Origin of the sequence: Streptomyces sp. R44, from assembly GCF_041053105.1 — a bacterium.
Taxonomy (GTDB): Bacteria; Actinomycetota; Actinomycetes; order Streptomycetales; family Streptomycetaceae; genus Streptomyces.
In genome coordinates this window covers 1,868,087-1,891,550 of the sequence record NZ_CP163444.1, presented here as the reverse complement: position 1 = coordinate 1,891,550, position 23,464 = coordinate 1,868,087, and the positions used below count along the sequence as shown (strand labels likewise).

Here is a 23,464-nt window from a genome sequence, read left to right as displayed (position 1 = left end):
CCTAGCCTTCTACCCACGGCGCCAGCGTCCGAGTGACCCGCTCCGGCGTCATGTCCGGGGCCGCCCCCCAGACCGGGCGGGCGACATTGAGTTTCTTCGCGAGACGATGCGTGAGGAACTCCACGACCGCGGATGGCGCCCCGACGAGTTGCTTCGAGTACCGGACCGTGTCGACGATCGCCGACTTGACGCGCTCGTGGGCGAGATACAGATCGAGGTCCGCCTCGGGCCCCACCGTCGCCGAGACGGGAAGCCGGTCCCGCCAGCGGCGAAGGACCTCCGCGCGCTGCCCGGCCGGGTAGTCCATCTTGTGGAAGTGGATGCCGATCTCGTAGAGCGGGTCCCCCCACAGCGCGAGCTCCCAGTCGAGGAACCAGGTCGTGCCGTCGGAGACGATCATGTTCTTGCGGTGCAGGTCCGCATGGAGCACGGCGAAGGGACGCGAGACAAGTCCGTCCCAGAGCGGCTCGAGGACCGCCAGCGGTTCCTCCGGCACGCCGAAGTCCGCGAAGACCGCCGCGTACTCGTCACGATGGGTGTCGTGGACCTGCTGCGTCAGCCGGGCGAGCAGCCGGCCGAAGCCGGCACCGTCGCCGGACTCGGGCCAGTCGACGGGCAAGGGGGGAGCCTTCTCCGGAGGAATGCGGACCAGCTGCTCCATCACCCCGACGACGTCGTCGATCACATGCTCGGGAACACTGCTGCCCCGGGGACTGAAGCTGTCGAGCACCCGCCCCTCGATGAAGTGGTGCACCTGGAACCGGGGATCCAGGGAGACGTGCCGCAGCTGCGGAGCCCGGCTGACGTAGGGCCGGATGCAGTCCAGGACGTCCTCCTCGTCCCAGATCCGGACGTCCATCGTGTCCGCCGCCGCGAGCGGGATGCGGACGTTCACCTTCCCCTCGGCGGTCCGCACCCCGACATTGCGGTTGTAGTAGCCCGCCGCGGCCTCGCCCGATGCCTGGGCCTGCCCGTACAGCTCCAACCAGTTCACGCGGTCACCTCCATGAACATCGACAGGACGGCGTCCGTACGGCGCTGCAGGTCGCCCAGCGGGCCGAGCGGGCGCACCGCAGGCCGCGCCCGGTCGGCCGCCGCGGCCAGCTCCGGCTCGTTCAGGTCCAGTCGCTCGGCGGCCCGGTGGATCGCCAGGATCAGCGAGGGATACACCTGGCACGCCAGGAACTCCCGGGCCGCGTGGACGAGCAGCTCACGTGTCGTCTCCCGGTCCCCCTGGCGCAGCGTCAGGAACGCGCGGAACATGTCGGCCCGGGCCCTCCCCGAGCGGTAACCCGCCCGATCGAGCGCCTCGTTGGCGTTGAGGAACGAGGTCGCGGCCCGGTCGTACTGCCCGAGCCGGGTCTGCGCCATGGCCATCGCCGTGTACGCCTTGCCGAGTTCGTGCTGCGCCCCCAGGTCGCGCTGCACCTCCAGTGCGGCCGACGCCTCCTCGACCGCGGCTGCCGGATCGGTGAAGGCGTACAGCTCCGCGCGATTGGTTCGGATGTTGGCAAGCCCGACCACCGCGTTCGCCGCCCGGTACTCCGCCTCCGCCTCCTCCATGAGCCGCGCCGAACTCTCGAAGTCCATGAGGAAGCGGTGACCGAGGTGCATCAGGCGCTTGAGGTCCCCTCGGATCACCCGGTGCTCGGGAGCGGTGATCCCGTACACCTCGCGCGACAACGAGAAGGCCCCAGCGAAGTCCCCCTGCCACATGCGGATGTCGGCGACGCAGTACCCGGCCGCCGGCCGCGCCTCGCCCTCGTGCTCCGTCCAGACGCGCTCGAAGATCGCCGCCGCCTCGTCGCTCTCGCCCGCGATCCGCCGGGCGTTGGCGCCGGCGAGAGCGAGCCGTGCGGCGACGAGCGAGTGGACGGGCCGGTCCGGACGCGGGGTGAGCGCGATCGCGCCCGCCGCGTCGCCGCGCTCCAGCTTCGCCTCTGCCTCGAGACAGTCCGCCGCGTCGCTCAGCCCGGCGGCGACGCCGTCGTCCGAACCTGCCTCCCGCGAGGCCAGATGGTCGCGCAGGTCCTTGACCATGCCGTCCACGGCCTGCCTGCCGCTCAGCGCGACCGCGCGGTCGGCGTACCTCTGGATCTGTGCGGGTGAGATGTCGGCGGCATGCAGCCCGTGGAACGCCGCCTCGCGCAGCGGTGACAGCCGGACCATGCCGGACGTGTTCCGCTCGCTGCCCTCCATCCGCTCCGCCATGCCTTCCCAATGGGCGCGGAGCGTGGCGTGGACGCCACGCTTCACCGCCGGCGAGAGGTGACGCCGCAGCGCCCCGATCATGAGCTGGTGCAGCCGGTACCAGCCCTCGCTGAGCCGGTACGCGAAGGAGTACGCCGTGAGCGACTCCCAGATCAGGAGGTTCGCGGGCAGGTCGAAGGCCCGTCCGACAGCCTGGAACACACCGAAGTCGAAGGTCCGCGCCACGCTGAGCAGCTCGAGGATCCGCACCTCGTCGGGGGCGACGTGCTGCAGGAAGCGCTGGACGATCTCCTCGGAGGTTCCGGCGAGCTCCGGCCGGGCCGGGTTCTGCAGATGGGTGTCGACGGCGAGGTGGAGATAGAAGGGAACGCCCGCACTGGCCTCGGCGATGGACCGCTGGCGGGGGATCTCGGTGATCCCCGCCTGGGTGAGCAGGTCGAGCCTGGCCGCCATGGGGAGCCCGTCCACATCCGCCCGCCGGATCACCGTCTCCCAGTCACGGTCGTAGGCGGCCCAGCGCAAGGGTTCCCGGCTGGCGAGGACAGTGAGTCCGCCCTGGAGCTGGCCGAGCAGATCCCGCAGCCAGGCGTCCGACCCGAAGCTCCGGCCGAGGGGGAGCGGCGTCGGCACGAGCGCCTCGTACGCGTCCACGTACACGACGTACGGCTGCTCCGCCGCCCGCAGGTCCTCCGCGAAGAGGTAGGCGACGGCGTGTCCCAGTTCCGCGGTGCATAGGCTGTCGAGCTCGTTCAGTGTGGGGTCGGCCTCGATCCGCTGACGGCGCTGGCGGTTCTTGATCGCGCGCCCGGTCAGTCGGACCAGCCCGGCAGCCGTTCCGAAGACGGGAATGCCCATGGCGTCGTCGAGGATCTTCGAGAGGATCTCGCTCTCCTCGGCGAAGGGTGTGTTCTTCGCGTTGAGCTGCAGCTGTGGGTGGACCCGCTGCCAGAGGACGGCGTAGGCGATGTCGAAGCGGTCGAACCGAACGCCTTGGGCTCCGAGCTCCATCCTGAGGACCGCGAGCGCGTCCTCCTGCTGCCGCATGGCCGGCAGCTGCAGATCGAGGCGCGCGGTCCGGTACTCCCCGGGCGTACGGTTGCGTAACTCCTGCAGGAGCCGCGACTTGCCGATTCCCCCGACGCCGACGACGTTGAGGATGCGCGGGGCGTCGTCCACCGTCCGCAGCTCCTCGTCGTACGCGGTGAGAATGCTTTCCCGGTTGAAGAACTGGCGCTGCAGCGCCGACACCCTCCGGTACTGCGGTCTGATGGGCATGTCCGATGTCCCCCCGACGTCGCTGTGCGCAAGCGAGGGAAAAGGCTATCGGCATCGACCGACGACCGACAGGGAGTACATACACAGAGAGACCCCAGATGAACTGGGGTCTCTCGCTGGTGTCCGAGGGGGGACTTGAACCCCCACGCCCGATAAAGGGCACTAGCACCTCAAGCTAGCGCGTCTGCCATTCCGCCACCCGGACAAGGTGTCTGCCGTTCGGGGCGCTCGGCCCTTCCGACGAACAGAACAATAGCAAAGATCTGAGGGGGTCGATCACCACCCCCGCTCGGCCCCCGGCATGTGACAGCGGCGTGTCGGGCCCCGCGGCGCCCTTGGGCGGTGAGGGGGCCACGCGGGAGGATGGGGGGATCACGAGGAATCATGTGGGGCACGTAGTGGGAGGAAGCAGCGTGAGCGAGTCGAACACGACCCGGAGCGTCAGCGGCGAGGACGAGGTGGTGGACCTCTGTCGTGACCTCATCCGCATCGACACCAGCAACTACGGCGACCACTCCGGTCCGGGGGAGCGGGCGGCGGCCGAGTACGTCGCCGAGAAGCTCGCGGAGGTCGGACTCGAGCCGAAGATCATCGAGTCGCACAAGGGGCGGGCCTCCACCGTCGCCCGGATCGAGGGCGAGGACCCGTCGCGGCCGGCCCTGCTCATCCACGGCCACACCGACGTCGTCCCGGCCAACGCCGAGGACTGGACCCACCACCCCTTCTCCGGCGAGGTCGCCGACGGCTGCGTCTGGGGCCGCGGAGCCGTCGACATGAAGGACATGGACGCGATGACCCTCGCGGTCGTCCGGGACCGGGTGCGCAGCGGCCGCAAGCCCCCGCGCGACATCGTGCTCGCCTTCCTCGCCGACGAGGAGGCCGGCGGCACCTACGGCGCCCGGCACCTGGTCGACAAGCACCGCGACCTCTTCGACGGGGTCACGGAGGCGATCGGCGAGGTCGGCGGCTTCTCCTTCACCGTCAACGAGAACCTGCGGCTCTACCTGGTCGAGACGGCCCAGAAGGGCATGCACTGGATGCGGCTGACCGTCGAGGGCACGGCCGGCCACGGCTCCATGACCAATGACGACAACGCCATCACGGAGCTCTGCGAGGCCGTAGGCCGCCTCGGCCGCCACCAGTGGCCGGTGAGGGTCACCAAGACCGTGCGGTCCTTCCTGGACGAGCTCTCGGACGCCCTGGGCACCCCGCTCGACCCCGAGGACATGGACGGCACCCTCGCCAAGCTCGGCGGCATCGCCAAGATGGTCGGCGCCACCCTCCGCAACTCGGCCGCCCCCACCATGCTCGGCGCGGGCTACAAGGTGAACGTGATCCCCGGCCAGGCCACGGCGCACGTCGACGGCCGTTTCCTGCCCGGCTACGAGCAGGAGTTCCTGGCCGACCTCGACCGGATCCTCGGGCCCCGCGTGAAGCGCGAGGACGTGCACGGCGACAAGGCCCTGGAGACCAGCTTCGACGGCGCCCTCGTGGACGCCATGCAGCTGGCGCTGCGCGCCGAGGACCCGATCGCCCGCGCCGTGCCGTACATGCTCTCCGGCGGCACCGACGCCAAGTCCTTCGACGACCTCGGCATCCGCTGCTTCGGCTTCGCCCCGCTCCAGCTGCCGCCCGAGCTCGACTTCGCCGGCATGTTCCACGGCGTGGACGAGCGGGTCCCGGTGGACGGCCTCAAGTTCGGCGTCCGCGTCCTGGACCGTTTCCTCGACGCCTGCTGAATTCGCCAGTCTGTTTGTATGTAACCGGAAAGAGTGAATGCCCTCGGGGGCTCGTAGCCCTCACCATTCCCCCTCGTTACAGGTGGTGCGGTCCGCGGCTGGGGCCGCATTGCCAACTAGGAGGAATAATGATCAAGAAGGTCGTCGCTGCTGCGGCTGCCACCGGCGGTCTCGTTCTCGCGGGCGCGGGCATGGCCGTTGCCGACGCGGGTGCCCAGGGTGCCGCCATCGGTTCCCCCGGCGTGCTCTCGGGCAATGTCGTCCAGGTTCCGGTTCACGTCCCCGTGAACGTGTGCGGCAACACGGTCTCCGTGATCGGCCTGCTGAACCCCGCCTTCGGCAACACCTGCGTCAACGCCTGACGTTGTGCCTCGCCCCGTGAGGGTGTGAGCCGGTCCGGCCCCGGAGTGCGTGCCATGCACTCCGGGGCCGGTGGCCATTTCCGCCCCGGGCCGACCGCCCGGTGGCACTCCTTCTAAGCCGAGCAGGCAGGAACAAGCTATGCGACAGGTCACGCGCAAGGGCCTCATCACGGTCGCTGCCGCCGGAGGCGTTTTCGCCGCCGTCGGCGGCGGATATGCGCACGCCGATTCCGGCGCGAACGGTACGGCCACGAATTCCCCGGGCGTCGCGTCCGGGAATTCCGTCCAGGTCCCGGTGCACGTACCGGTGAACGCCTGCGGAAACACCGTCAATGTCGTCGGAGTGCTCAATCCGGCCTTTGGCAATACGTGCGCCAACACCTCCCCGTCCGGCAGCGGCTCCTCGGCCGGCGGGCACACGAGCAACTCTCCGGGCGTGGGCTCCGGCAACCACGTCCAGGTCCCGGTCGACGTCCCGGTGAACGTCTGCGGCAACAACGTCACGGGCGTCGGCCTGGGCAACGCCGTCACGGGCAACGACTGCGCCAACGGGGGAGGCGACACGGGGTACGGGGAGGAGGGGCCTGGCACTCCGGGGACGCCTGGGACCCCGGGTACGCCTGGTACTCCGGGTACGCCCGGGACGCCTGGTACCCCCGGCACCCCTGGTACTCCCGGCACTCCGGGTACCCCCGGGACTCCCGGTACACCTGGAACCCCGGGTACTCCCGGTACGCCTGGGACCCCGGGTACCCCCGGTCACCCCGGTACCCCGGGCGCTCCCGGCACCCCCGGCAGCGAGGGCGGGCCGAACACTCCCGGTGCCCACGGCGTCACTCCGCCCCGCGCCGTCGAGGAGCTCGCCGAGACCGGCTCCGGGCCGCTCGGCGTGATCGTCCCCGCCGGTGCCGGACTGCTGCTCGCCGGCTCGCTGATCTACCGCCGCGCCCGCAGCGCCGCCTGAGCCGCCGCGGTCACGCACCACGCACAGGGGCCCCGCACACCGCGGGGCCCCTTCTCGCTGTCCACTCGTCGCGCTACCAGGTCGCCCTCACCTGGCGGATGATCCGTCGCTTCAGCCGCACTCTGCGGCTCCCGTCCCGGTGGAGGCTCAGACGGTCCAACTCCCAGTGTCCGTACTCGGCATGGTCGGTCAGGAGCCGCGTCGCCTCCTTGCGGGAGACACCGCGCGGCACGTACACGTCGACAAATTCGTATTCCGGCATCGCATCTATTGTGCGGGCACGGGCCCGGTACGGATAGCGTCTGTCCCATGTCTGATGCTGCGCAGCCGACCGCTGCCGAGGTACGTGCCGCCGCCGAGGCGGTCAAGACCGCACTGGACCGTCACCTCGCGGCGGTCGAACGCCGCACGGGAGACGACGACACGGCCGTCTACGAAGCCTTCAACGCCCTCGCCGCGGCGGCCGAGGCGTACGACGAACTCCTCTACGACCGCTACGACGAGGTCACCCCCTTCGAGATCCCCGGAGCCGACGGCAACCTGCCGCCGTACGCCGGACCTGACGAACCTCACGCCCTCAGCCTCCTGATCCGCCGCGACTACGCCGTGGCGGAACCGCAACGCCTGCTCGCCCAGGCCCGTCGCGTCGCCGAGCTCGGCGGCGACGCGGACTCCGCGGCGGCCACCAAGGCCGGCGTCTCGCCGCTCGCCGCCCTCGGCGTGCTCTTCGGCGAGTACGAACCGGACGAGATCGCCTCCCGGCACAAGGAGTTCGGCCTGGAGGAGGGCGACTCCACGCTCTGGGTCACCGCAGCCGACGAACTCCCCGAACCGGGGGAGTGGCTGGGCGCCCCGTTCGACCACGCCGATCCCGAGCGGATCATCTGCCGCTTCGACGTCAGCTCCGTCTTCGACGAGGAGGAGGACGAGGACGAGCCCGTGGACGCGGTGGTCCGCGGCGTGGACGCCTGACGTCCGACCCCCGCCGCCCGCCGGGACGCGGGAGGGCCGGGACGCCGTGTGCGGTGTCCCGGCCCTCCGTCGTTCCCGTGCCGCGCTACTTCTCCTCGTCGGCGGCCAGCAGCGCCTCCAGGAGCGGCCGCAGTCGCGTCGTACGCTCCGGGGCCACCCCCTCGGCCACCGCGCGGGCCAGCGCCTGGTCCACGCCGTGCACGACCGAGAGATGGCGCTCCGCCCGGCCGAAGGCCGTGTACACCCACGGCCGGCTCAGTCCGCCCGCGGCGTCCCCGGGCAGCACCACGACCACCGCGGGCCAGCGCGCCCCCACCGCCTGGTGCGCGGTGAGCGCCCAGCCGTGCCGCAGCGCCGACTCCACCCGCTCCTTGGGTACGAGGAGCTCGTCGTCCCCGCAGCGCAGCCGCAGCCCCTCGGCGTCGGCCCCGAGGACCGTGCCGGTCACCGTGCGCCCCGGCACGGGCGCGTACGCCACCCGGTCTCCCGGGTCGTAGCCCCCGAACCGGCCGGGGCCGGGGTTCAGCCGCTGCTTGAGCGCGGCGTTCAGCGCGCGCGTACCGGCCGAGCCGCCGTGGCCGACCGTGACCACCTGCGTCTGCTCGGACGGCACCCCGATCGCCCGGGGCACCGAGTCCGCCACCAGCTGGACCGTACGGTGCACGGCCTCGCCCGCGTCCCGCACCGGGACGATCACGACCTCCTTGCCGGGGGCCTCGACCTGGTTCAGCTCGCCGACGCCGATGCCCGACACCAGCTCGCCGAGCGGCCCCGGGTCGGGGACGCGGGAGGCGATCCTCGGGCACACCCGGGCCGCGAGCACGTCCGCGAACACCCGGCCCGCGCCCGGCGCGCCGAGCACCTCCGGGTCGCCGCTCAGCACCAGACGGCAGCCGTCCGGGAGCGACTCCACCAGCATCGCGCCGCTCTCGACGTCCAGCTGCGGCGCGTCGAGCACCACGAGGAGGTCCAGGGCGAAGGCGCCGTCCTCGTCCCGGCCGGGGCCCGCCGCCCCGGACAGCAGGGCGGCGACCGTCACCGCGTCCGCCCCGGCGGCCGGGCGGCCGGCGTCCGCGTGGACGGCCACCAGCGTGCGCAGCCCGCGCTCACGGGCGGCCGCGGCGAGCGCCACCGGCTCGGCGCGGGAGGCCTCTCCGCCGGTGTGCAGGACGAGGCCGTGCGCCCCGGCGGCACGCTCGAGCTCGCCGCCCTCCCAGCTGTCGGGCGACGCCGTCCTGACCAGGCGGGCGAGACCGTCGGCGAGGCTCTCCTCCGCGAGCGCGTACCGGTCGAGGCCGAGCAGTACGGGAGCGGCGGGCGCGGGCGTCTCCTCGACCTCCTCGTCGCCGTCGGGCTCCTCCGCCGTCTCCTCCTCCTGGAAGACGAGGACCGCGCCCTCGGAGACCGCCGTCTCGACCGCCTGCTCGGGGTCCGGCACCGCGTGTCCGGCGAGTCCGGCGCGCACGGCCTCGATCTCCAGGGCCGTGTGCCCCTGGACGGCGGCGCGCTCCAGGAGCCACACGGTCAGGGCGACCGCACGGCGCGGGTCGCCGGGGCCGCAGTCGGGGCCGAGCAGCGCCCGCGCGAAACCGTCGGCCTGTTCGGGCCGGACCCCGGACACCGCGAGCAGCTGCCACGGGTCCTCGCGCAGCGCGCCGGCCGCGCCTTCGCCGAGCGCGGCGGCGACCTGGCCGGCCAGCGCCTCGGGGGCCCCGCCCTCGGCGAGGACCTCGCGGACGGCGGCCGTGGTGCCGGGCGCCGGTGCCGCCGGCCGCTCGGGTGCGGGGGGCCGCACGGTCATGGCCGGGGGCGCCTCGGCGGCGGGGCGGCGGGGTGAGGGCTCGGGTGCCGCCTCGTAGAACGCACTGCCGGAGGCGCCGCCGCCCTCCACGGCCCGGACGGCCGCGAGGAGGTCGGCCGCGGTGCCGCTCAGCTTGCCGCCGCTCGTCACCGGGCCGCCCTTCTCGGCCTTCCGCGCCTCGATCTTCGCCCGCAGCTCCCGCTGCGCGGCGAGCTCGGCCTGCGCCTCGCTCAACCCGGCCGCGTCGCCACCCGCAGCGGCGGCCTCAGCCTCACCGCCGGCCTCAGGCTCTCCGGCCGCGCCGGGCTGCGCGTCGGCGTCGGGCTCCGCGTCGGCGTCGGGCTGCGCGTCGGCGTCGGGATCTCCGGCCGTGGAGGGCTCTTCAGCCGCCTCGGGCTCCGCGTCTCCGCCAGGCTCTGCGTCTCCGCCAGGCTCTGCGTCCGCGTCGGGCTCTTCGGCCGCCTCGGGCCCTTCGGCCGCAGCCGCCTCGGGCTCTGCGTCCCCGTCAGGCTCCGCACCGCCCTCAAGCCGCTCGTCCGCCTCCGGCTCCTCGGCGGTCTCCGGTGCGTCGGTCGTCTTCGCCTCTTCGGCGGTGCCCGGCTTCTCGTCCGCGCCCGGCTCTGCGTCCGTTCCCGGCTCTTCGGCCGTCCCCGGCCGGTCGTCGGGCTCCACGGCCTCGGGCGCGGTCTCCCCGGAAGGCTCGGTCACAAGGTGCTCCAGTCGTGATCCGGATAGCGGTGCACGGGCGCCGACACATCGTCCAGCGCCCGACAGATCTCGTCAGGAAGACTAAGGGCCTCCACTGACAACGCGGCCGTGAGCTGCCGCGCCGTGCGCGCGCCGACGATCGGCGCGGTCACGCCGGGCCGGTCGCGGACCCAGGCGAGGGCCACATGGAGCGGGGTCGTCGCGAGCCCGTCCGCCGCCGTCGCCACCGCGTCCACGATCCGGCTCGCCGCCTCGTCCAGGTACGGCTCCACGAACGGCGCCATCGTCTCGGAGGCGCCCCGCGAGTCCGTGGGCGTGCCGCTGCGGTACTTCCCCGTCAGGACCCCGCGTCCCAGCGGGGAGGAGGGCAGCAGGCCTATGCCGAGGTCCATGGCGGCCGGCAGCACCTCCCGCTCGACGCCCCGCTGGAGCAGCGAGTACTCCAGTTGCGCGCCGGCGAGCCGGGTCCGGTCGCCGGCGAGCTGCCAGGTGCCCGCCTTGGCGAGCTGCCAGCCGCAGAAGTTGGCCACGCCCGCGTACCGCGCCCGGCCGCTGCGTACGGCGATGTCGAGGGCCTGGAGCGACTCCTCCAGGGGCGTGTACGGGTCGAAGGCGTGCAGTTGCCACAGGTCCACGTGGTCGGTGCCGAGCCGGGCGAGGGAGGCGTCGAGCGCGGCCAGCAGGTGCCCGCGTGAGCCGTCCGTGCGCCGGTCGGGGTCCGGGACGCTGCCCGCCTTGGTCGACAGGACCAGGTCCTGCCGGGGGACCAGGCGCTCCATCAGGCGGCCGAGCAGATACTCCGCCTCGCCCCCGCCGTACACGTCGGCGGTGTCCACGAGCGTGCCGCCCGCGTCCCAGAACGTCTTCAACTGCTCGGCGGCGTCGTGCTCGTCGGTGTCCCGGCCCCAGGTGAGGGTGCCGAGTCCGATGCGCGACACACGCAGGCCGGTACGTCCGAGATGCCTCTGCTCCATGGGCGCGAGAGTACTGGCCAGGGCACCACGCGGAGAGAGCCTGTGGACAACCGCGTCCTGACGGATGGCCCACGCGCGCGCTAGAGTCCGGCCAAAGAGACGTTACCGATGGGTAAGGGGTGCGTGGAATGCGGCTCGGCATCAACCTCGGCTACTGGGGCGCCGGCATGGACGGCGACAACCTCGCCGTCGCCCAGGAGGCGGACCGCCTCGGCTACGACGTCTGCTGGGCCGCCGAGGCCTACGGCTCCGACGCCCCCACCGTCCTCGCGTGGGTCGCGGCCAAGACCGAGCGGATCGACGTCGGCTCCGCGATCATGCAGATCCCGGCCCGCCAGCCCGCGATGACGGCGATGACGGCGGCCACCCTCGACTCGCTCACCGGCGGTCGCTTCCGCCTCGGCCTCGGCGTCTCCGGACCGCAGGTCTCCGAGGGCTGGTACGGCGTGAAGTTCGACAAGCCGCTCGCCCGGACCCGCGAGTACGTCGAGATCGTCCGCAAGGCCATGACCCGGGAGCGGCTCAGCTACGACGGCGAGCACTGGACCCTGCCGCTGCCCGGCGGCCCCGGCAAGCCCATCAAGCTCACCGTCCACCCGCAGCGCGAGCACATCCCGCTCTACATCGCCGCGATCGGGCCGAAGAACCTGGAGCAGACCGGCGAGATCGCCGACGGCGCCCTGCTGATCTTCCCGTCCGCGGAGCACCTGGAGGAGACCGCGCTCCGGCATCTGCGCGCGGGCCGCGAGAAGGCCGGTCTGACCATGGACGGCTTCGACGTCTGTCCGACGCTGCCGCTCGCCCTCGGCGACGACGTGAACGCGCTCGCCGACGTGTTCCGCCCGTACACCGCGCTGTACGTCGGCGGCATGGGCAGCCGCAAGCAGAACTTCTACAACCAGCTCGCCCAGCGCATGGGGTACGAGAAGGAGGCCGCCGAGATCCAGGACAAGTACCTGGCCGGCGACAAGACCGGGGCGGCGGCCGCGGTGCCCCACTCGCTGATCGACCAGACCACGCTGCTCGGTTCCGTCGAGCGGATCGCCGAGCGGATGACGGCCTACGCGGAGGCCGGGGTCACCACCCTCACCCTCGCCCCGGCCGGCTTCACCCTGGACGAGCGGCTGGCGGCCCTGCGCGCGGGCGTCGAGGCGATGGAGCACGCCGGCCTGGCGTAACCACAGGGCGTGGCGCCGGACCCGACGGACGGAGTCCGGCGCAGGGGGTCGAGCCCGTGAGGCCCCCGGGGCCGATCGGCGCGAGAGCGCCGTCCAGGAGGGGGAAGTCTGCGGCCGTGGTGGGGGCTCGGGGGTCTTCCCCGCCACGGCCGTCATGCGGAACAACGCTCCACGGGGCCACCGGTTACGCCCTCGGGACTCACTCTTTCGGCCGAGCCGCCGCGCCCTCCTGTTGCCCGCCGTCCGGGACACGACTTGACTCGTTCTTCCCGGACGTACCGGAGTGCGGACGTCCGCACGGAGGTGGCGGCGATGCTCACGGCCAAGGGCCTGTTCCAGGAAATCATCGACAACGACGAGTCCTTCCGGCTCTTCTGTTCCATCGCCGCGAGCGGCGAGTCCCAGGGCGGCTGGGAGAACGCCCGGATCGCGGCCCTCGTCGCACCCGGCATGCGCGCGCTCGCGCCCAAGATCACCCGGCACGGCGCCGACGAGGACAAGCACGGCCGGATCTTCAACGCGTTGATGAAGAAGCGCGGCCTCGAACCCGTCCCCGTGCCCCCCGACACCGACTACACGATGCTGCTCGAACAGCGCGGCATCGGTCTCGCGCACGAGAAGCTCCGCGCCGACCGGCCGCTCACCGAGGAGGACGTGGTCGTCTACCTCGCGCACAGCAGGGTCACCGAGGAGCGCGCCGCCGACCAGATGCAGCTGCTCGTGAAGTACTTCGGCGACCATCCGGAGCTCGGCAGGGCGATCCGGATGATCTGCAACGACGAGGACAACCACCTCGCCTACTGCCACGAGGAACTGCTGCGGCTCGCCCGCCAGGGCCACGGCCGGCTCATCCAGCGGACCCTGCGCGAGTCCGCCCTGGCCGAGATCCGGGTCTACCGCGACGTCAGCCTCGCCGTGATGCGCCACATGGGCCGCATCCTGAACTGGCCGAGGCCCAAGGCGGCCGTGCTCGCCGCCGGGATCCACGCCGTGTACGCGTACGAGCGCGGCGCCGGCTGGCACAGGATGGTCGACCTGCGGATGCCCGAGCGGCTGAACGCCCTCGGCGGCCCCGCGACCCCCGTCCCCGCCTTCTGAGCGGGGTCGGCCGGGGCTACAGCCAGCCGCGCCGCTTGAAGGCCCGGTGCAGCGCGAAGACGATGCCCGCCATCACCACGATCACCACCGGGTACGAGGCCACCCAGTGCAGCTCCGGCATGTGCTCGAAGTTCATCCCGTAGATCCCCGCGACCATCGTGGGGACCGCGGCCATGGCGGCCCACGCGGAGATCTTCCGCATGTCGTCGTTCTGCCGGACGCCCATCTGCGCGAGATGCGCCGACAGCACGTCGGACAGCAGCCGGTCGAGGCTCTCCACCTGCTCGTTGGAGCGCAGCAGATGGTCGTTGACGTCACGGAAGAAGGGTTGCGAGCGCTCGTTCACGAACGGCACCGAACCGGCCGTGAGACCGGCCATCGGCCCGGCCAGCGGACCGCTCGCCCGCCGGAACTCCAGGACCTGCCGCTTCGCCGTGTAGATCCGTTCCGCGGTGTTGGCCGGATTGCCGCCGCTGGGCGCGAAGACGTCCGCCTCCAGTTCCTCCAGGTCGATCTGGAGCTCGGCCGCCACGTCGAGGTAGTGGTCCACGATGGCGTCGCTCACCGCGTACAGCACCGCCGTCGGCCCGTGCTTCAGGACCTCCCGCTCGGCCTCCAGGCGCCGGCGGACCTGCGCGAGGGGAGCGCCCTCGCCGTGCCGGACCGTCACGACGAACGAGTCGCCCATGAACACCATCAGCTCGCCGGAGGACACCCGGTCGCTCTCCGGCTCGTACACGATCGGCTTGAGCACGACGAAGAGCGAGTCGTCGTAGACCTCCAGCTTGGGCCGCTGATGGGCCTTCAAGGCGTCCTCGACGGCCAGCGGGTGCAGGGCGAACTCCGAGGCGACATGAGCGAACTCCGCCTCCGAGGGCTCGTGGAGCCCCACCCACAGGAACGCGTCGCCCGTCGCCCGCGCCTCCTCCAGGGCGTCCGAGAGGTCGGCGGGGCCGTCCGTACGGCGCCCGTCCCGGTAGATGGCAGAGTCCACGATCACGCCGCGCATTCTCGCACCGCCTAGGCTGGCCCGCATGGCCACGCTGATCCTCGTCCGGCACGGACGCTCCACCGCCAACACCTCCGGGGTCCTCGCCGGGCGCACGCCCGGGATCGCGCTCGACGAGCGCGGGGCCGCCCAGGCCGCCGCCCTGCCGGGGCGCCTCGCGGACGTTCCGCTCGCCGCGGCCGTCAGCAGCCCCCTCCAGCGCTGCCGGGAGACCCTGCGGCCGCTCCTGGACGCCCGCCCCGGTCTCCCGCTGCACGTCGAGGACCGGATCAACGAGTGCGACTACGGCGACTGGTCGGGCCGCAAGCTGGCCGAGCTCAACGACGAGCCGCTGATGGAGGTCGTCCAGGCGCACGCCTCCGCCGCCGCCTTCCCCGGCGGCGAGTCCATGCGCGCCATGCAGAACCGCGCCGTCGAGGCCGTACGCGACTGGAACGCGCGCATCGAGGCCGAGCACGGCGAGGACGCCACGTACCTCATGTGCTCCCACGGGGACATCGTGAAGGCGATCGTCGCCGACGCGCTCGGCCTCCACCTGGACCTCTTCCAGCGCATCCACGTCGACCCCTGCTCGGTCACCGCGATCCGCTACACGCGCGTGCGTCCCTTCCTCCTCCGCCTCGGCGACACCGGGGACTTCGCCGGGTTCGCCCCCCGGGAGCACGCCGACGGCAGTGGGACCGCGGAGGTCGGTGGTGGTGCGGGCGCACCGTGATCCCCACGCGCAGTAGGGTGGACGCGCCGCTGTAGTACGACTGTCGAGACTCAAGGGAGCCGGGAACGTGTCCCGTCAGGTGTTCCTCTACGACCCACCGGAGCGTTTCGTGGCCGGCACGGTCGGGCTGCCTGGCCGCCGTACGTTCTTCCTCCAGGCGTCCGCCGGCGGCCGGGTCACCAGCGTCGCCCTGGAGAAGACCCAGGTCGCGGCCCTCGCCGAGCGCATCGACGAACTCCTCGACGAGGTCGTCCGCCGCACCGGGGGCAACGCGCCCGTGCCCGCCGTCGCCCCCGCGGAGATCGCGGACACCGCGCCCCTCGACGTGCCCGTCGAGGAGGAGTTCCGGGTCGGCACCATGGCCCTCGCCTGGGACGGCGAGGAGCAGCGCATGATCGTCGAGGCGCAGGCGCTGGTCGAGCTCGACGCGGACTCCGAGGAGGACCTCGCCGAGGCCGAGGAGCGGCTGCTCCAGGACGAGGAGAACGGCCCGCCGATGCTCCGGGTCCGGCTCAGCGGGGCCCAGGCCCGGGCCTTCGCCAAGCGCGCCCTGGACGTCGTCAACGCCGGCCGGCCGCCCTGCCCGCTGTGCAGCCTGCCGCTCGACCCCGAGGGGCACGTCTGCCCGCGCCAGAACGGATACCGCCGCGGAGCATGAGCAGCCCCTCGACGCCGTCGGACGCCGAGCTGCTGACCCACGGTGAGCTGACCGTGCGCGGCCGGGTCCGCGAGGCCTCCAACGCCGTGCTGTACTGCTCCGTCGCCCACGAGGGCCGGGAAGCCGCCTGCGTCTACAAGCCGGTCGCGGGGGAGCAGCCCCTGTGGGACTTCCCCGACGGCACCCTCGCCCAGCGCGAGGTCGCCGCGTACGAGATCTCCGAGGCCACCGGCTGGGGCCTGGTCCCGCCGACCGTGCTCCGCGACGGGCCGTACGGGGAGGGCATGGTCCAGCTGTGGATCGAGGCCGACCCCGGGGCGCGGCTCCTGGCCCTCACCGAGGACGACGAGCCGGGCGAGGGCTGGAAGGCCGTGGGGCCCGCGCAGATCGACGAGGACCGCACCGCGCTCCTCGTCCACGCCGACACCCCCGAGCTGCGCCGGCTGGCCGTCCTGGACGCCGTCATCAACAACGGCGACCGCAAGGGCGGGCATCTGCTGCCGGCCCCCGGCGGGCGGCTCTACGGCATCGACCACGGGGTGACCTTCCACGTCGAGGACAAGCTGCGCACCCTGCTGTGGGGCTGGGCCGGCGAGGAGCTGCCCGCCGAGGCCGCCGGTGTGCTCGACTCGCTGGACCGGTCCCTGGCCCCTGGAGCGCCGCTCGCCACCCGACTGGCGGAACTCCTGACCGGCGCCGAGGTCGCGGCCGTACGCGCCCGCGTGGAGGCCCTGCGCGCCACCGGACGGCACCCGGAGCCCTCGGGGCAGTGGCCGGCGATCCCCTGGCCGCCCGTCTGAGGTCCCGGTGTCCGCCGTCTGCCCGAGGCATCGCGGTGACCGAATGTTTTCGGCCACATGCCCCGGGAGGGCTCCGGACCCCTGGGGGGTATGCACGCACGCCTCCGACCCGCAAGAGCGCCTAATCGGTCAAGATCCCGGATCCGGTTCGTATCCGGAACACCTGTCCGGTTACGCTCGGGTCATGCATGCCTGGCCCGCTTCTGAGGTCCCCGCCCTTCCCGGCAAGGGCCGCGACCTCCGGATCCACGACACCGCGACCGGCGGGCGAGTGACCCTCGCCCCCGGCCCCGTCGCCCGTATCTACGTCTGCGGCATCACGCCGTACGACGCGACCCACATGGGTCACGCGGCGACCTACAACGCGTTCGACCTCGTTCAGCGCGTGTGGCTCGACACCAAGCGGCAGGTGCACTACGTCCAGAACGTGACGGACGTGGACGACCCGCTCCTGGAGCGCGCGATCCGCGACGGCATCGACTGGGTCGGCCTCGCAGAGCGCGAGACCGCCCTCTTCCGCGAGGACATGACCGCCCTGCGGATGCTGCCCCCGCAGCACTACATCGGCGCGGTCGAGGCCATACCGGGCATCATTCCGCTCGTCGAGCAGCTCCGGGACTCCGGCGCCGCCTACGAGCTCGAAGGGGACATCTACTTCTCCGTCGAGGCCGACCCGCACTTCGGCCAGGTGTCGAACTACGACACCCAGCTGATGCGCCACCTCTCCGCCGAGCGCGGGGGCGACCCGGACCGTCCGGGCAAGAAGAACCCGCTCGACCCGATGCTCTGGATGGCCGCCCGTGAGGGCGAGCCGAGCTGGGACGGCGGCAGCCTCGGCCCCGGCCGCCCCGGCTGGCACATCGAGTGCGTCGCCATCGCCCTCGACCACCTCGGCATGGGCTTCGACGTGCAGGGCGGCGGCTCCGACCTGATCTTCCCGCACCACGAGATGGGCGCCTCCCACGCCCAGACCCTCACGGGCGAGTTCCCCATGGCCAAGGCGTACGTCCACGCCGGCATGGTCGCGCTGCACGGCGAGAAGATGTCGAAGTCCAAGGGCAACCTGGTCTTCGTCTCCAGGCTCCGCCGCGACGGCGTCGACCCGGCCGCCATCCGGCTCGCGCTGCTCTCGCACCGCTACCGCGACGACTGGGAGTGGACGGACCAGGTCCTGGAGACGGCCGTGGAGCGGCTCGGCCGCTGGCGCGCCGCCGTCTCGCGCCCCGACGGCCCGTCCGCCGACGCACTCGTCGAGGAGCTCCGCGAGGCGCTCTCCGACGACCTCGACACGCCCACCGCGCTCGCCGCGGTGGACCGCTGGGCCGAGCTCCAGACGGCCGAGGGCGGCACGGACGAGTCCGCCCCCGGTCTCGTCTCGCGCGCTGTCGACGCGCTGCTCGGTGTCGCCCTGTAACGAACGGACCGCGCAACTCCCTTTCAGGCAACCGCCCTTGGACTTCTCGTCGAAGTCCGAGGGCGGTTCCGTTTTGTCCTGGCGGGGATGCGCACTTCTGCGCTAAACAACCTGCATGCAATCATCATCACGCATGAAAGTTGCACTCGCCGGAGCCGTCCTCGGGCTCTTCGCGGCCTTCGCGGGACCCGGCTCCATCGCGTCGGCCACACCCACCGACACCACCGTCGGCGAGGTCACCGGCTTCGCCGCCGACGGGGCCGTCTACCGGCTGACCGCCGGCCGCACCGAGGCCCGCGTCTCCTTCGTCACCGCCGACACCTTCCGCATCGAACTCGCCCCCGACGGCAAGTTCGCCGACCCCACCGGCACCGACATCACGCTGCCCCAGGGCCCGCCCCCGGCCACCCGCTGGCGCGACCTCGGCGACCGCTACGAACTCGCCACCGCCGAGGTGACCCTGCGCGCCACCAAGTCGCCCCTGCGCTTCTCGGCCGTGCGTGCCGACGGCACCCCGCTCTGGACCGAGACCCAGGGCCTGACCTGGAACCAGGACCGCACCGTCCAGACCCTCGCCCGCGGCGCCGACGAGCAGTTCTACGGCGCCGGCATGCAGAACGGCCGCGGCAACACCTCCCACCGCGACAAGACCGTCGAGGTCGGCGTCGACTACAACTGGAACGACGGCGGCCACCCCAACTCCGTCCCCTTCTACCTCTCCTCCGCCGGCTACGGCGTCTACCGCAACACCTACGCGCCCAACACCTACGCCTTCACCGACCCGGTCACCACCAGCGCGAAGGAACAGCGCTTCGACGCCTACTACTTCGCCGGCAGCGGCAGCGACGCCGTCAAGGACGTCATAGGCCAGTACACCCGGCTCACCGGCAAGCCCTTCCTGCCGCCCGTGTACGGCCTGGAGATCGGCGACTCCGACTGCTACCTCCACAACGCCAACCGCGGCGAGCGCCACACCCTCGACGCACTGAAGGTCGCCGACGGCTACGTCGCGAACGACATGCCCAACGGCTGGATGCTCGTCAACGACGGCTACGGCTGCGGCTACGAGAACCTCGCCGAGACCTCCGCCGGCCTCGCCCAGCGCGACATGAAGCTCGGCCTGTGGACCGAGGACGGCATCGACAAGCTCGCCGACCAGGTCAAGGCCGGCCAGCGCGTCGCCAAGCTCGACGTCGCCTGGGTCGGCTCCGGATACAAGTTCGCCCTCGACGGCTGCAAGGACGCCCACGCCGGCATCGAGGCCAACAGTGACGCCCGCGGCTTCACCTGGGCCCCCGAGAGCTGGTCCGGCGCCCAGCGCTGCGGTGTGCAGTGGTCCGGCGACCAGTCCGGCAGCTGGGAGTACATCCGCTGGCAGATCCCCACGTACGCGGGCGCGTCCATGTCCGGCCTCGCCTACACCACCGGTGACGTCGACGGCATCTTCGGCGGCAGCGCCAAGACGTACACCCGCGACCTCCAGTGGAAGATGTTCCTGCCCGTCACCATGACCATGGACGGCTGGGCCGCCAACGACAAGCAGCCCTTCCGCTACGGCGAGCCGTACACCAGCATCAACCGCGCTTCGCTCAAGCTCCACGAGGCCCTCCTCCCGTACATCTACAGCCACGCCCACCGGGCCACGAAGACCGGCGTCGGCCTCGCCCGGCCGCTCGCCCTCGAATACCCGGACGACCCGAAGGCCGCGACCGACGCCGCGAAGTACGAGTTCCTCAGCGGCGAGGACTTCCTCGTCGCCCCCGTCTACCAGGACGCCACCGAACGCGACGGCATCTACCTCCCCAAGGGCACCTGGATCGACTACTGGAGCGGCCGCACCTACCAGGGCCCCGTCACCGTCGACGACTACAGCGCCCCGCTCGACACCCTGCCCCTCTTCGTCCGGGCCGGGGCGGCCGTCCCCATGTGGCCCGGCTCCCTCCGCTCGTACCAGGACCGCGCCCCCGGCGACCCGATCGCCTGGGACGTCTACCCGAAGGGCAACACCTCCTTCGAGCTGTACGAGGACGACGGCGTCACCCGCGAACACCGCACCGGGAAGTACGCCACCCAGCGCGCCGAGGTCGGCGCCCCGCAGTCCGGCCCCGGCGACGTCACCATCCGCCTGGGCGCCAGCACCGGCTCGTACACCGGCAAGCCCACCGCCCGGCCGTACGGCTTCACCGTCCACACCGGCGACGCCCCCGAAGCGGTGAAGCTCGACGGACGCCCGCTGCCCGCCCTCACCTCCCGCGCCGCCTTCGACGCGGCCGGCCAGGGCTGGTGGTACGACCGCGACGAGCGCGGGGGAGTGGTCCGGGTCAAGACCGCGGCCCAGTCCACCGACCGCGGCTTCGAACTGCGCCTGAGGGAGACCAGCGCCGTCGGCGGGGCCGTCCCCGGCGCCTCCGCCGTCCTCGCCGCCCCCACCGGGCAGGAGCTCGGCGCCGGCACCCCCGGCACCGTCGCCGTGGACGTCACCGCGGGCACCCGGGACGCCACCGACGTACGCGTCTCCCTCGACGCCCCCGCCGGCTGGCAGGTCACCCCGGCCGCCCCGATCGCCCGCGTCCCGGCCGGCACCACCCGCCGGGTCCAGGTCGCCGTCACCCCGGCGGCCGACGCCAAGCTCGGCGAGGCCACCCTCACGGCGACCGCCCGCCACCGGGCCGCGGGCACCGACCGCACCGCCGTCCAGCGGTTCGCGATCGGGCTGATGCCCCCGGCGCCGACCGCCGACGCCTGGGCGAGCGACCTGGCGTGGCTCCGCGCGACCAACGGCTGGGGGCCGCCCGAGCGCGACCGCTCCAACGGCGAGTCCGGCGCCGCCGACGGCCACACCCTCACCCTGGCCGGAAAGACCTACGAGAAGGGCATCGGCGCCCACGCCGACTCCGACATCGAGGTCTACCTCGGCGGCCGCTGCACCACCTTCACCGCCGACGTCGGCATCGACGACGAGATCAACGGCTACGGGGACGTGGCCTTCTCCGTCGAGGCCGACGGCCGGGTCCTGTGGACCTCGCCCCGGCTGACCGGCGCCTCCGCGACCCTGCCCGTGAACGTCGACGTGACCGGCGCCCGGCACGTCCGGCTGAAGATCACGGACACCAACGGGTCGAAGAGCGGCGACCACGGAGACTGGGCGGCGGCCCGCTTCGGCTGCGCCTGACACACGAACGGGAGGGGCGCCCTCGGGCACCCCTCCCGTTCCGTCCGTTCCGCCGGGCGGCTACGTCTCGTCGCCGCCGTCCACGTCCCCTTCGGGACCGCCGGATCCCTCGGCCGGCCCCTCGCCGGTGTCCGAGCCCGGCCCTTCGCCGGTGTCCGAGCCCGGTCCCTCGCCGGTGTCCGAGCCCGGTCCCTCCTCGGCATCCGTCCCCGGGACCGACTCGGGGCCCGGCTGCTCCGGCTTCGGCGGGCGGGTCCGGCCGCTGCCGGAATCCCTCAGGAACTCGCCGCCCTCCGTCGCCACGCCCGGACCGGAGCCCGGGCCCGTGCCCGGCTCGCGCCGCCGCAGATACCGCTCGAACTCGCGGGCGATCGCCTCGCCCGAGGCCTCCGGCAGCTCCGCCGTGTCCCGCGCCTCCTCGAGCGTCTGCACGTACTCGGCGACCTCGCTGTCCTCGGCCGCCAGCTGGTCCACGCCCAGCTGCCAGGCCCGCGCGTCCTCCGGCAGCTCGCCCAGCGGGATGCGCAGCCCGATCAGGTCCTCCAGGCGGTTGAGGAGCGCCAGCGTCGCCTTCGGGTTCGGCGGCTGCGACACATAGTGCGGCACCGCCGCCCACAGGCTCACCGCCGGCACGCCCGCGTGCGTGCACGCCTCCTGGAGGATGCCCACGATGCCCGTCGGGCCCTCGTACCGGGTCTCCTCCAGGTCCATCGTCCGCGCCAGGTCCGGATCGGAGGTCACCCCGCTGACCGGGACCGGCCGGGTGTGCGGGGTGTCCCCGAGCAGCGCGCCCAGGATCACCACCATCTCCACGCCCAGCTCGTGCGCGAAGGCGAGCAGCTCGTTGCAGAACGAGCGCCAGCGCATCGAGGGCTCGATCCCGCGCACCAGCACCAGGTCGCGCGGCTTCTCGCCGCCGACCCGGACCACCGAGAGCCGGGTCGTCGGCCAGGTGATCTTTCTGACCCCGTTGTCCAGGAAGACCGTGGGGCGGTTGACCTGGAAGTCGTAGTAGTCCTCGGCGTCGAGCGCCGCGAACACCTCGCCCTTCCATTCCCGGTCGAGATGGGCGACCGCGGTGGAGGCGGCGTCGCCGGCGTCGTTCCAGCCCTCGAACGCGGCCACCATGACCGGGTCGATCAGCTCGGGTACCCCCTCGAGCTCGATCACCCAGCGCCTCCTTATTCGAAGTTCCTGTCGTACGGCCCCACCTTACGGCTTTCCGGTGGTCCGCCCGCAGCCCCCGGACGTCCCCGAAAACCCGTGCGGCCTTGATCGACTACCCAGGAACTCGCCTCCGCACACGGCGGAGTCACTCCTCCCAGAGCGTGCTGGGCGCCTCCCTCCGCACGACCGGCGCGATCTCCTCGGCGAACCGCTGGAGGGTCTCCTGCTGCTCGGCCGTCGACTGGCCGAAGGTGTCGACGGAGATGGACTGCAGGTCGTGCCCGTAGGACGCGTGGTAGCCGAGGATCTTGTCGATGATCTGCTGCGGGGAGCCGATCAGCTGGGGGCCGTCCGCGATCGCGTCCTCGATCGTGCGGAACGGCGTGTTGTAGCCGGCCCTGCCCTCCAGGTGCGGCTTGAAGCTCTGCCGCACCTTCGCCTCGTACAGCTCCTTGTACCGGCCGACCGCCTGCTCCGGGGTGTCGGCGATGAGCAGCCCGCCGGAACCGGCCGCCACGCGCGCGTGGGCCGGATCGTGCCCGTACTCCTCGAACTTCTCGCGGTAGTGGGCGATGAGCTTCGCGTACGCCTCGCGCGGCTGGATCGCGTTGGCGGTGAAGAGCGGATCGCCGTGCTTCGCGGCGAGCTCGGGGGAGTTGAGGCTGGTGGCCGAGCCGTGCCAGATCCGGGGCGGACCGGCGTACGGGCGCGGGACCGTGGTCACGTTCTTCAGCGGCGGCCGGAACTCGCCCTCCCAGTCGACGCCCTCCTCCGTCCAGAGGCGGCGGAGCAGCTCGTACTTCTCCTTCTGGAGGTCCCACTGCCGCTCCTCGTCCAGACCGAAGAGGTCGAAGTGGCCGGCCTCCGCGCCCTTGCCGACGACGAGTTCGATCCGGCCCCGGGAGAGCTGGTCGAGCGTCGCGTAGTCCTCGGCGACCCGGACCGGGTCGAGGATCGCGACCACGGTGACGCCGGTGAGCAGCCGGATCCGGCTGGTGCGGGCGGCGAGCGCGGCGAGCAGCACGGTCGGGGAGGAGGAGAGGAACGCGCCCGCGTGCCGTTCGCCGACCGCGTACGCGTCGAAGCCGAGCCGTTCGGCGGTCTCGCCGAGCGTGACGACCTGCTCCAACCGGTCGGCGGCGGACAGCAGTTCGCCGGTGAGCGGGTGCGGGGAGTGGTGGACGATCGAGAGCACCTGAAACTTCATGCCTCAACTGTGCGCGCCCAGTGTTGCGGCCGTGTGGCGG

The 23,464-nt window shown here is 72.5% G+C and carries 19 protein-coding genes and 1 tRNA gene; 11 read left to right on the top strand and 9 right to left on the bottom strand.

The genetic code is table 11. The features are described from left to right. Position 1 precedes the first annotated feature (1 nt). The 3 genes from AB5J54_RS08770 to AB5J54_RS08760 all read right to left on the bottom strand — a co-directional run bounded on the left by AB5J54_RS08770 (position 2) and on the right by AB5J54_RS08760 (position 3,691). Positions 2-994: a phosphotransferase family protein gene (locus AB5J54_RS08770; protein ID WP_369143319.1), complete on the bottom strand. Its 993-nt coding sequence runs from the start codon at positions 992-994 to the stop codon at positions 2-4. Next, positions 991-3,486, bottom strand: a complete 2,496-nt coding sequence (locus AB5J54_RS08765; RefSeq protein ID WP_369143318.1) for a hypothetical protein — start codon at positions 3,484-3,486, stop codon at positions 991-993. The genes AB5J54_RS08770 and AB5J54_RS08765 overlap by 4 nt, the downstream gene beginning before the upstream one ends. A gap of 117 nt (positions 3,487-3,603) precedes the next feature. Then, a tRNA-Leu gene (locus AB5J54_RS08760) sits at positions 3,604-3,691 on the bottom strand. Between the two features lie 208 nt (positions 3,692-3,899). Between AB5J54_RS08760 and AB5J54_RS08755 the strand changes: the two genes are divergently transcribed. From AB5J54_RS08755 to AB5J54_RS08745, 3 genes are all read left to right on the top strand, one after another. Beyond that, the gene (locus AB5J54_RS08755; protein ID WP_369143317.1) at positions 3,900-5,225 is read left to right on the top strand and encodes a M20/M25/M40 family metallo-hydrolase; all 1,326 of its coding nucleotides are present in this window, start codon (positions 3,900-3,902) and stop codon (positions 5,223-5,225) included. Positions 5,226-5,353: 128 nt separating this feature from the next. Continuing rightward, entirely contained in the window at positions 5,354-5,587 is a 234-nt protein-coding gene (gene chpH, locus AB5J54_RS08750; protein ID WP_015032475.1) for a chaplin ChpH, read from the top strand. Positions 5,588-5,726: 139 nt separating this feature from the next. Further along, a complete protein-coding gene (locus tag AB5J54_RS08745) occupies positions 5,727-6,551 on the top strand; it encodes a chaplin (protein WP_369143316.1) in 825 nt (274 codons plus the stop codon). Positions 6,552-6,624: 73 nt separating this feature from the next. On the opposite strand, the gene AB5J54_RS08740 is transcribed toward AB5J54_RS08745, so the two are convergent. Further along, a complete protein-coding gene (locus tag AB5J54_RS08740; protein ID WP_015032473.1) occupies positions 6,625-6,813 on the bottom strand; it encodes a DUF5703 family protein in 189 nt (62 codons plus the stop codon). A gap of 47 nt (positions 6,814-6,860) precedes the next feature. Between AB5J54_RS08740 and AB5J54_RS08735 the strand changes: the two genes are divergently transcribed. Then, complete coding sequence (locus AB5J54_RS08735) at positions 6,861-7,523, top strand: hypothetical protein (protein ID WP_369143315.1); 663 nt, start codon at positions 6,861-6,863, stop codon at positions 7,521-7,523. 85 nt (positions 7,524-7,608) lie between these two features. Here AB5J54_RS08735 and AB5J54_RS08730 read toward each other — a convergent pair whose 3' ends face one another. Further along, positions 7,609-10,032: a helix-hairpin-helix domain-containing protein gene (locus AB5J54_RS08730; RefSeq protein WP_369143314.1), complete on the bottom strand. Its 2,424-nt coding sequence runs from the start codon at positions 10,030-10,032 to the stop codon at positions 7,609-7,611. Continuing rightward, a complete protein-coding gene (locus AB5J54_RS08725) occupies positions 10,029-11,006 on the bottom strand; it encodes an aldo/keto reductase (RefSeq protein ID WP_369143313.1) in 978 nt (325 codons plus the stop codon). Before AB5J54_RS08725 ends, AB5J54_RS08730 begins: the two co-directional genes overlap by 4 nt. A 128-nt stretch (positions 11,007-11,134) precedes the next feature. Here AB5J54_RS08725 and AB5J54_RS08720 point away from each other — a divergent pair, with 128 nt between their 5' ends. Next, positions 11,135-12,184 carry an LLM class F420-dependent oxidoreductase gene (locus tag AB5J54_RS08720; protein WP_369143312.1) on the top strand — a complete coding sequence of 350 codons (1,050 nt, stop codon included), beginning with the start codon at positions 11,135-11,137 and terminating at the stop codon, positions 12,182-12,184. Between the two features lie 312 nt (positions 12,185-12,496). Next, positions 12,497-13,282: a ferritin-like domain-containing protein gene (locus tag AB5J54_RS08715; protein WP_369143311.1), complete on the top strand. Its 786-nt coding sequence runs from the start codon at positions 12,497-12,499 to the stop codon at positions 13,280-13,282. A 16-nt stretch (positions 13,283-13,298) separates the two neighbouring features. Here AB5J54_RS08715 and AB5J54_RS08710 read toward each other — a convergent pair whose 3' ends face one another. Then, positions 13,299-14,291, bottom strand: a complete 993-nt coding sequence (locus tag AB5J54_RS08710) for a magnesium and cobalt transport protein CorA (RefSeq protein WP_369143310.1) — start codon at positions 14,289-14,291, stop codon at positions 13,299-13,301. 25 nt (positions 14,292-14,316) lie between these two features. Here AB5J54_RS08710 and AB5J54_RS08705 point away from each other — a divergent pair, with 25 nt between their 5' ends. The 5 genes from AB5J54_RS08705 (at position 14,317) to AB5J54_RS08685 (ending at position 21,050) form a co-directional block, all read left to right on the top strand. Next, on the top strand, positions 14,317-15,006 hold the full coding sequence (locus AB5J54_RS08705; protein ID WP_369143309.1) for a histidine phosphatase family protein: 690 nt from the start codon (positions 14,317-14,319) through the stop codon (positions 15,004-15,006). A 67-nt stretch (positions 15,007-15,073) separates the two neighbouring features. Next, positions 15,074-15,664: a DUF3090 domain-containing protein gene (locus tag AB5J54_RS08700; protein ID WP_189805362.1), complete on the top strand. Its 591-nt coding sequence runs from the start codon at positions 15,074-15,076 to the stop codon at positions 15,662-15,664. Further along, complete coding sequence (locus AB5J54_RS08695) at positions 15,628-16,464, top strand: SCO1664 family protein (RefSeq protein ID WP_369149265.1); 837 nt, start codon at positions 15,628-15,630, stop codon at positions 16,462-16,464. Before AB5J54_RS08700 ends, AB5J54_RS08695 begins: the two co-directional genes overlap by 37 nt. A gap of 184 nt (positions 16,465-16,648) precedes the next feature. After that, entirely contained in the window at positions 16,649-17,878 is a 1,230-nt protein-coding gene (gene mshC, locus AB5J54_RS08690; RefSeq protein WP_369143308.1) for a cysteine--1-D-myo-inosityl 2-amino-2-deoxy-alpha-D-glucopyranoside ligase, read from the top strand. A 115-nt stretch (positions 17,879-17,993) separates the two neighbouring features. Beyond that, the gene (locus AB5J54_RS08685) at positions 17,994-21,050 is read left to right on the top strand and encodes an NPCBM/NEW2 domain-containing protein (RefSeq protein ID WP_369143307.1); all 3,057 of its coding nucleotides are present in this window, start codon (positions 17,994-17,996) and stop codon (positions 21,048-21,050) included. Between the two features lie 60 nt (positions 21,051-21,110). Here AB5J54_RS08685 and AB5J54_RS08680 read toward each other — a convergent pair whose 3' ends face one another. Continuing rightward, positions 21,111-22,220: a PAC2 family protein gene (locus AB5J54_RS08680; RefSeq protein ID WP_369143306.1), complete on the bottom strand. Its 1,110-nt coding sequence runs from the start codon at positions 22,218-22,220 to the stop codon at positions 21,111-21,113. Between the two features lie 142 nt (positions 22,221-22,362). Further along, complete coding sequence (locus AB5J54_RS08675; protein WP_369143305.1) at positions 22,363-23,424, bottom strand: LLM class flavin-dependent oxidoreductase; 1,062 nt, start codon at positions 23,422-23,424, stop codon at positions 22,363-22,365. Positions 23,425-23,464 lie beyond the last annotated feature (40 nt).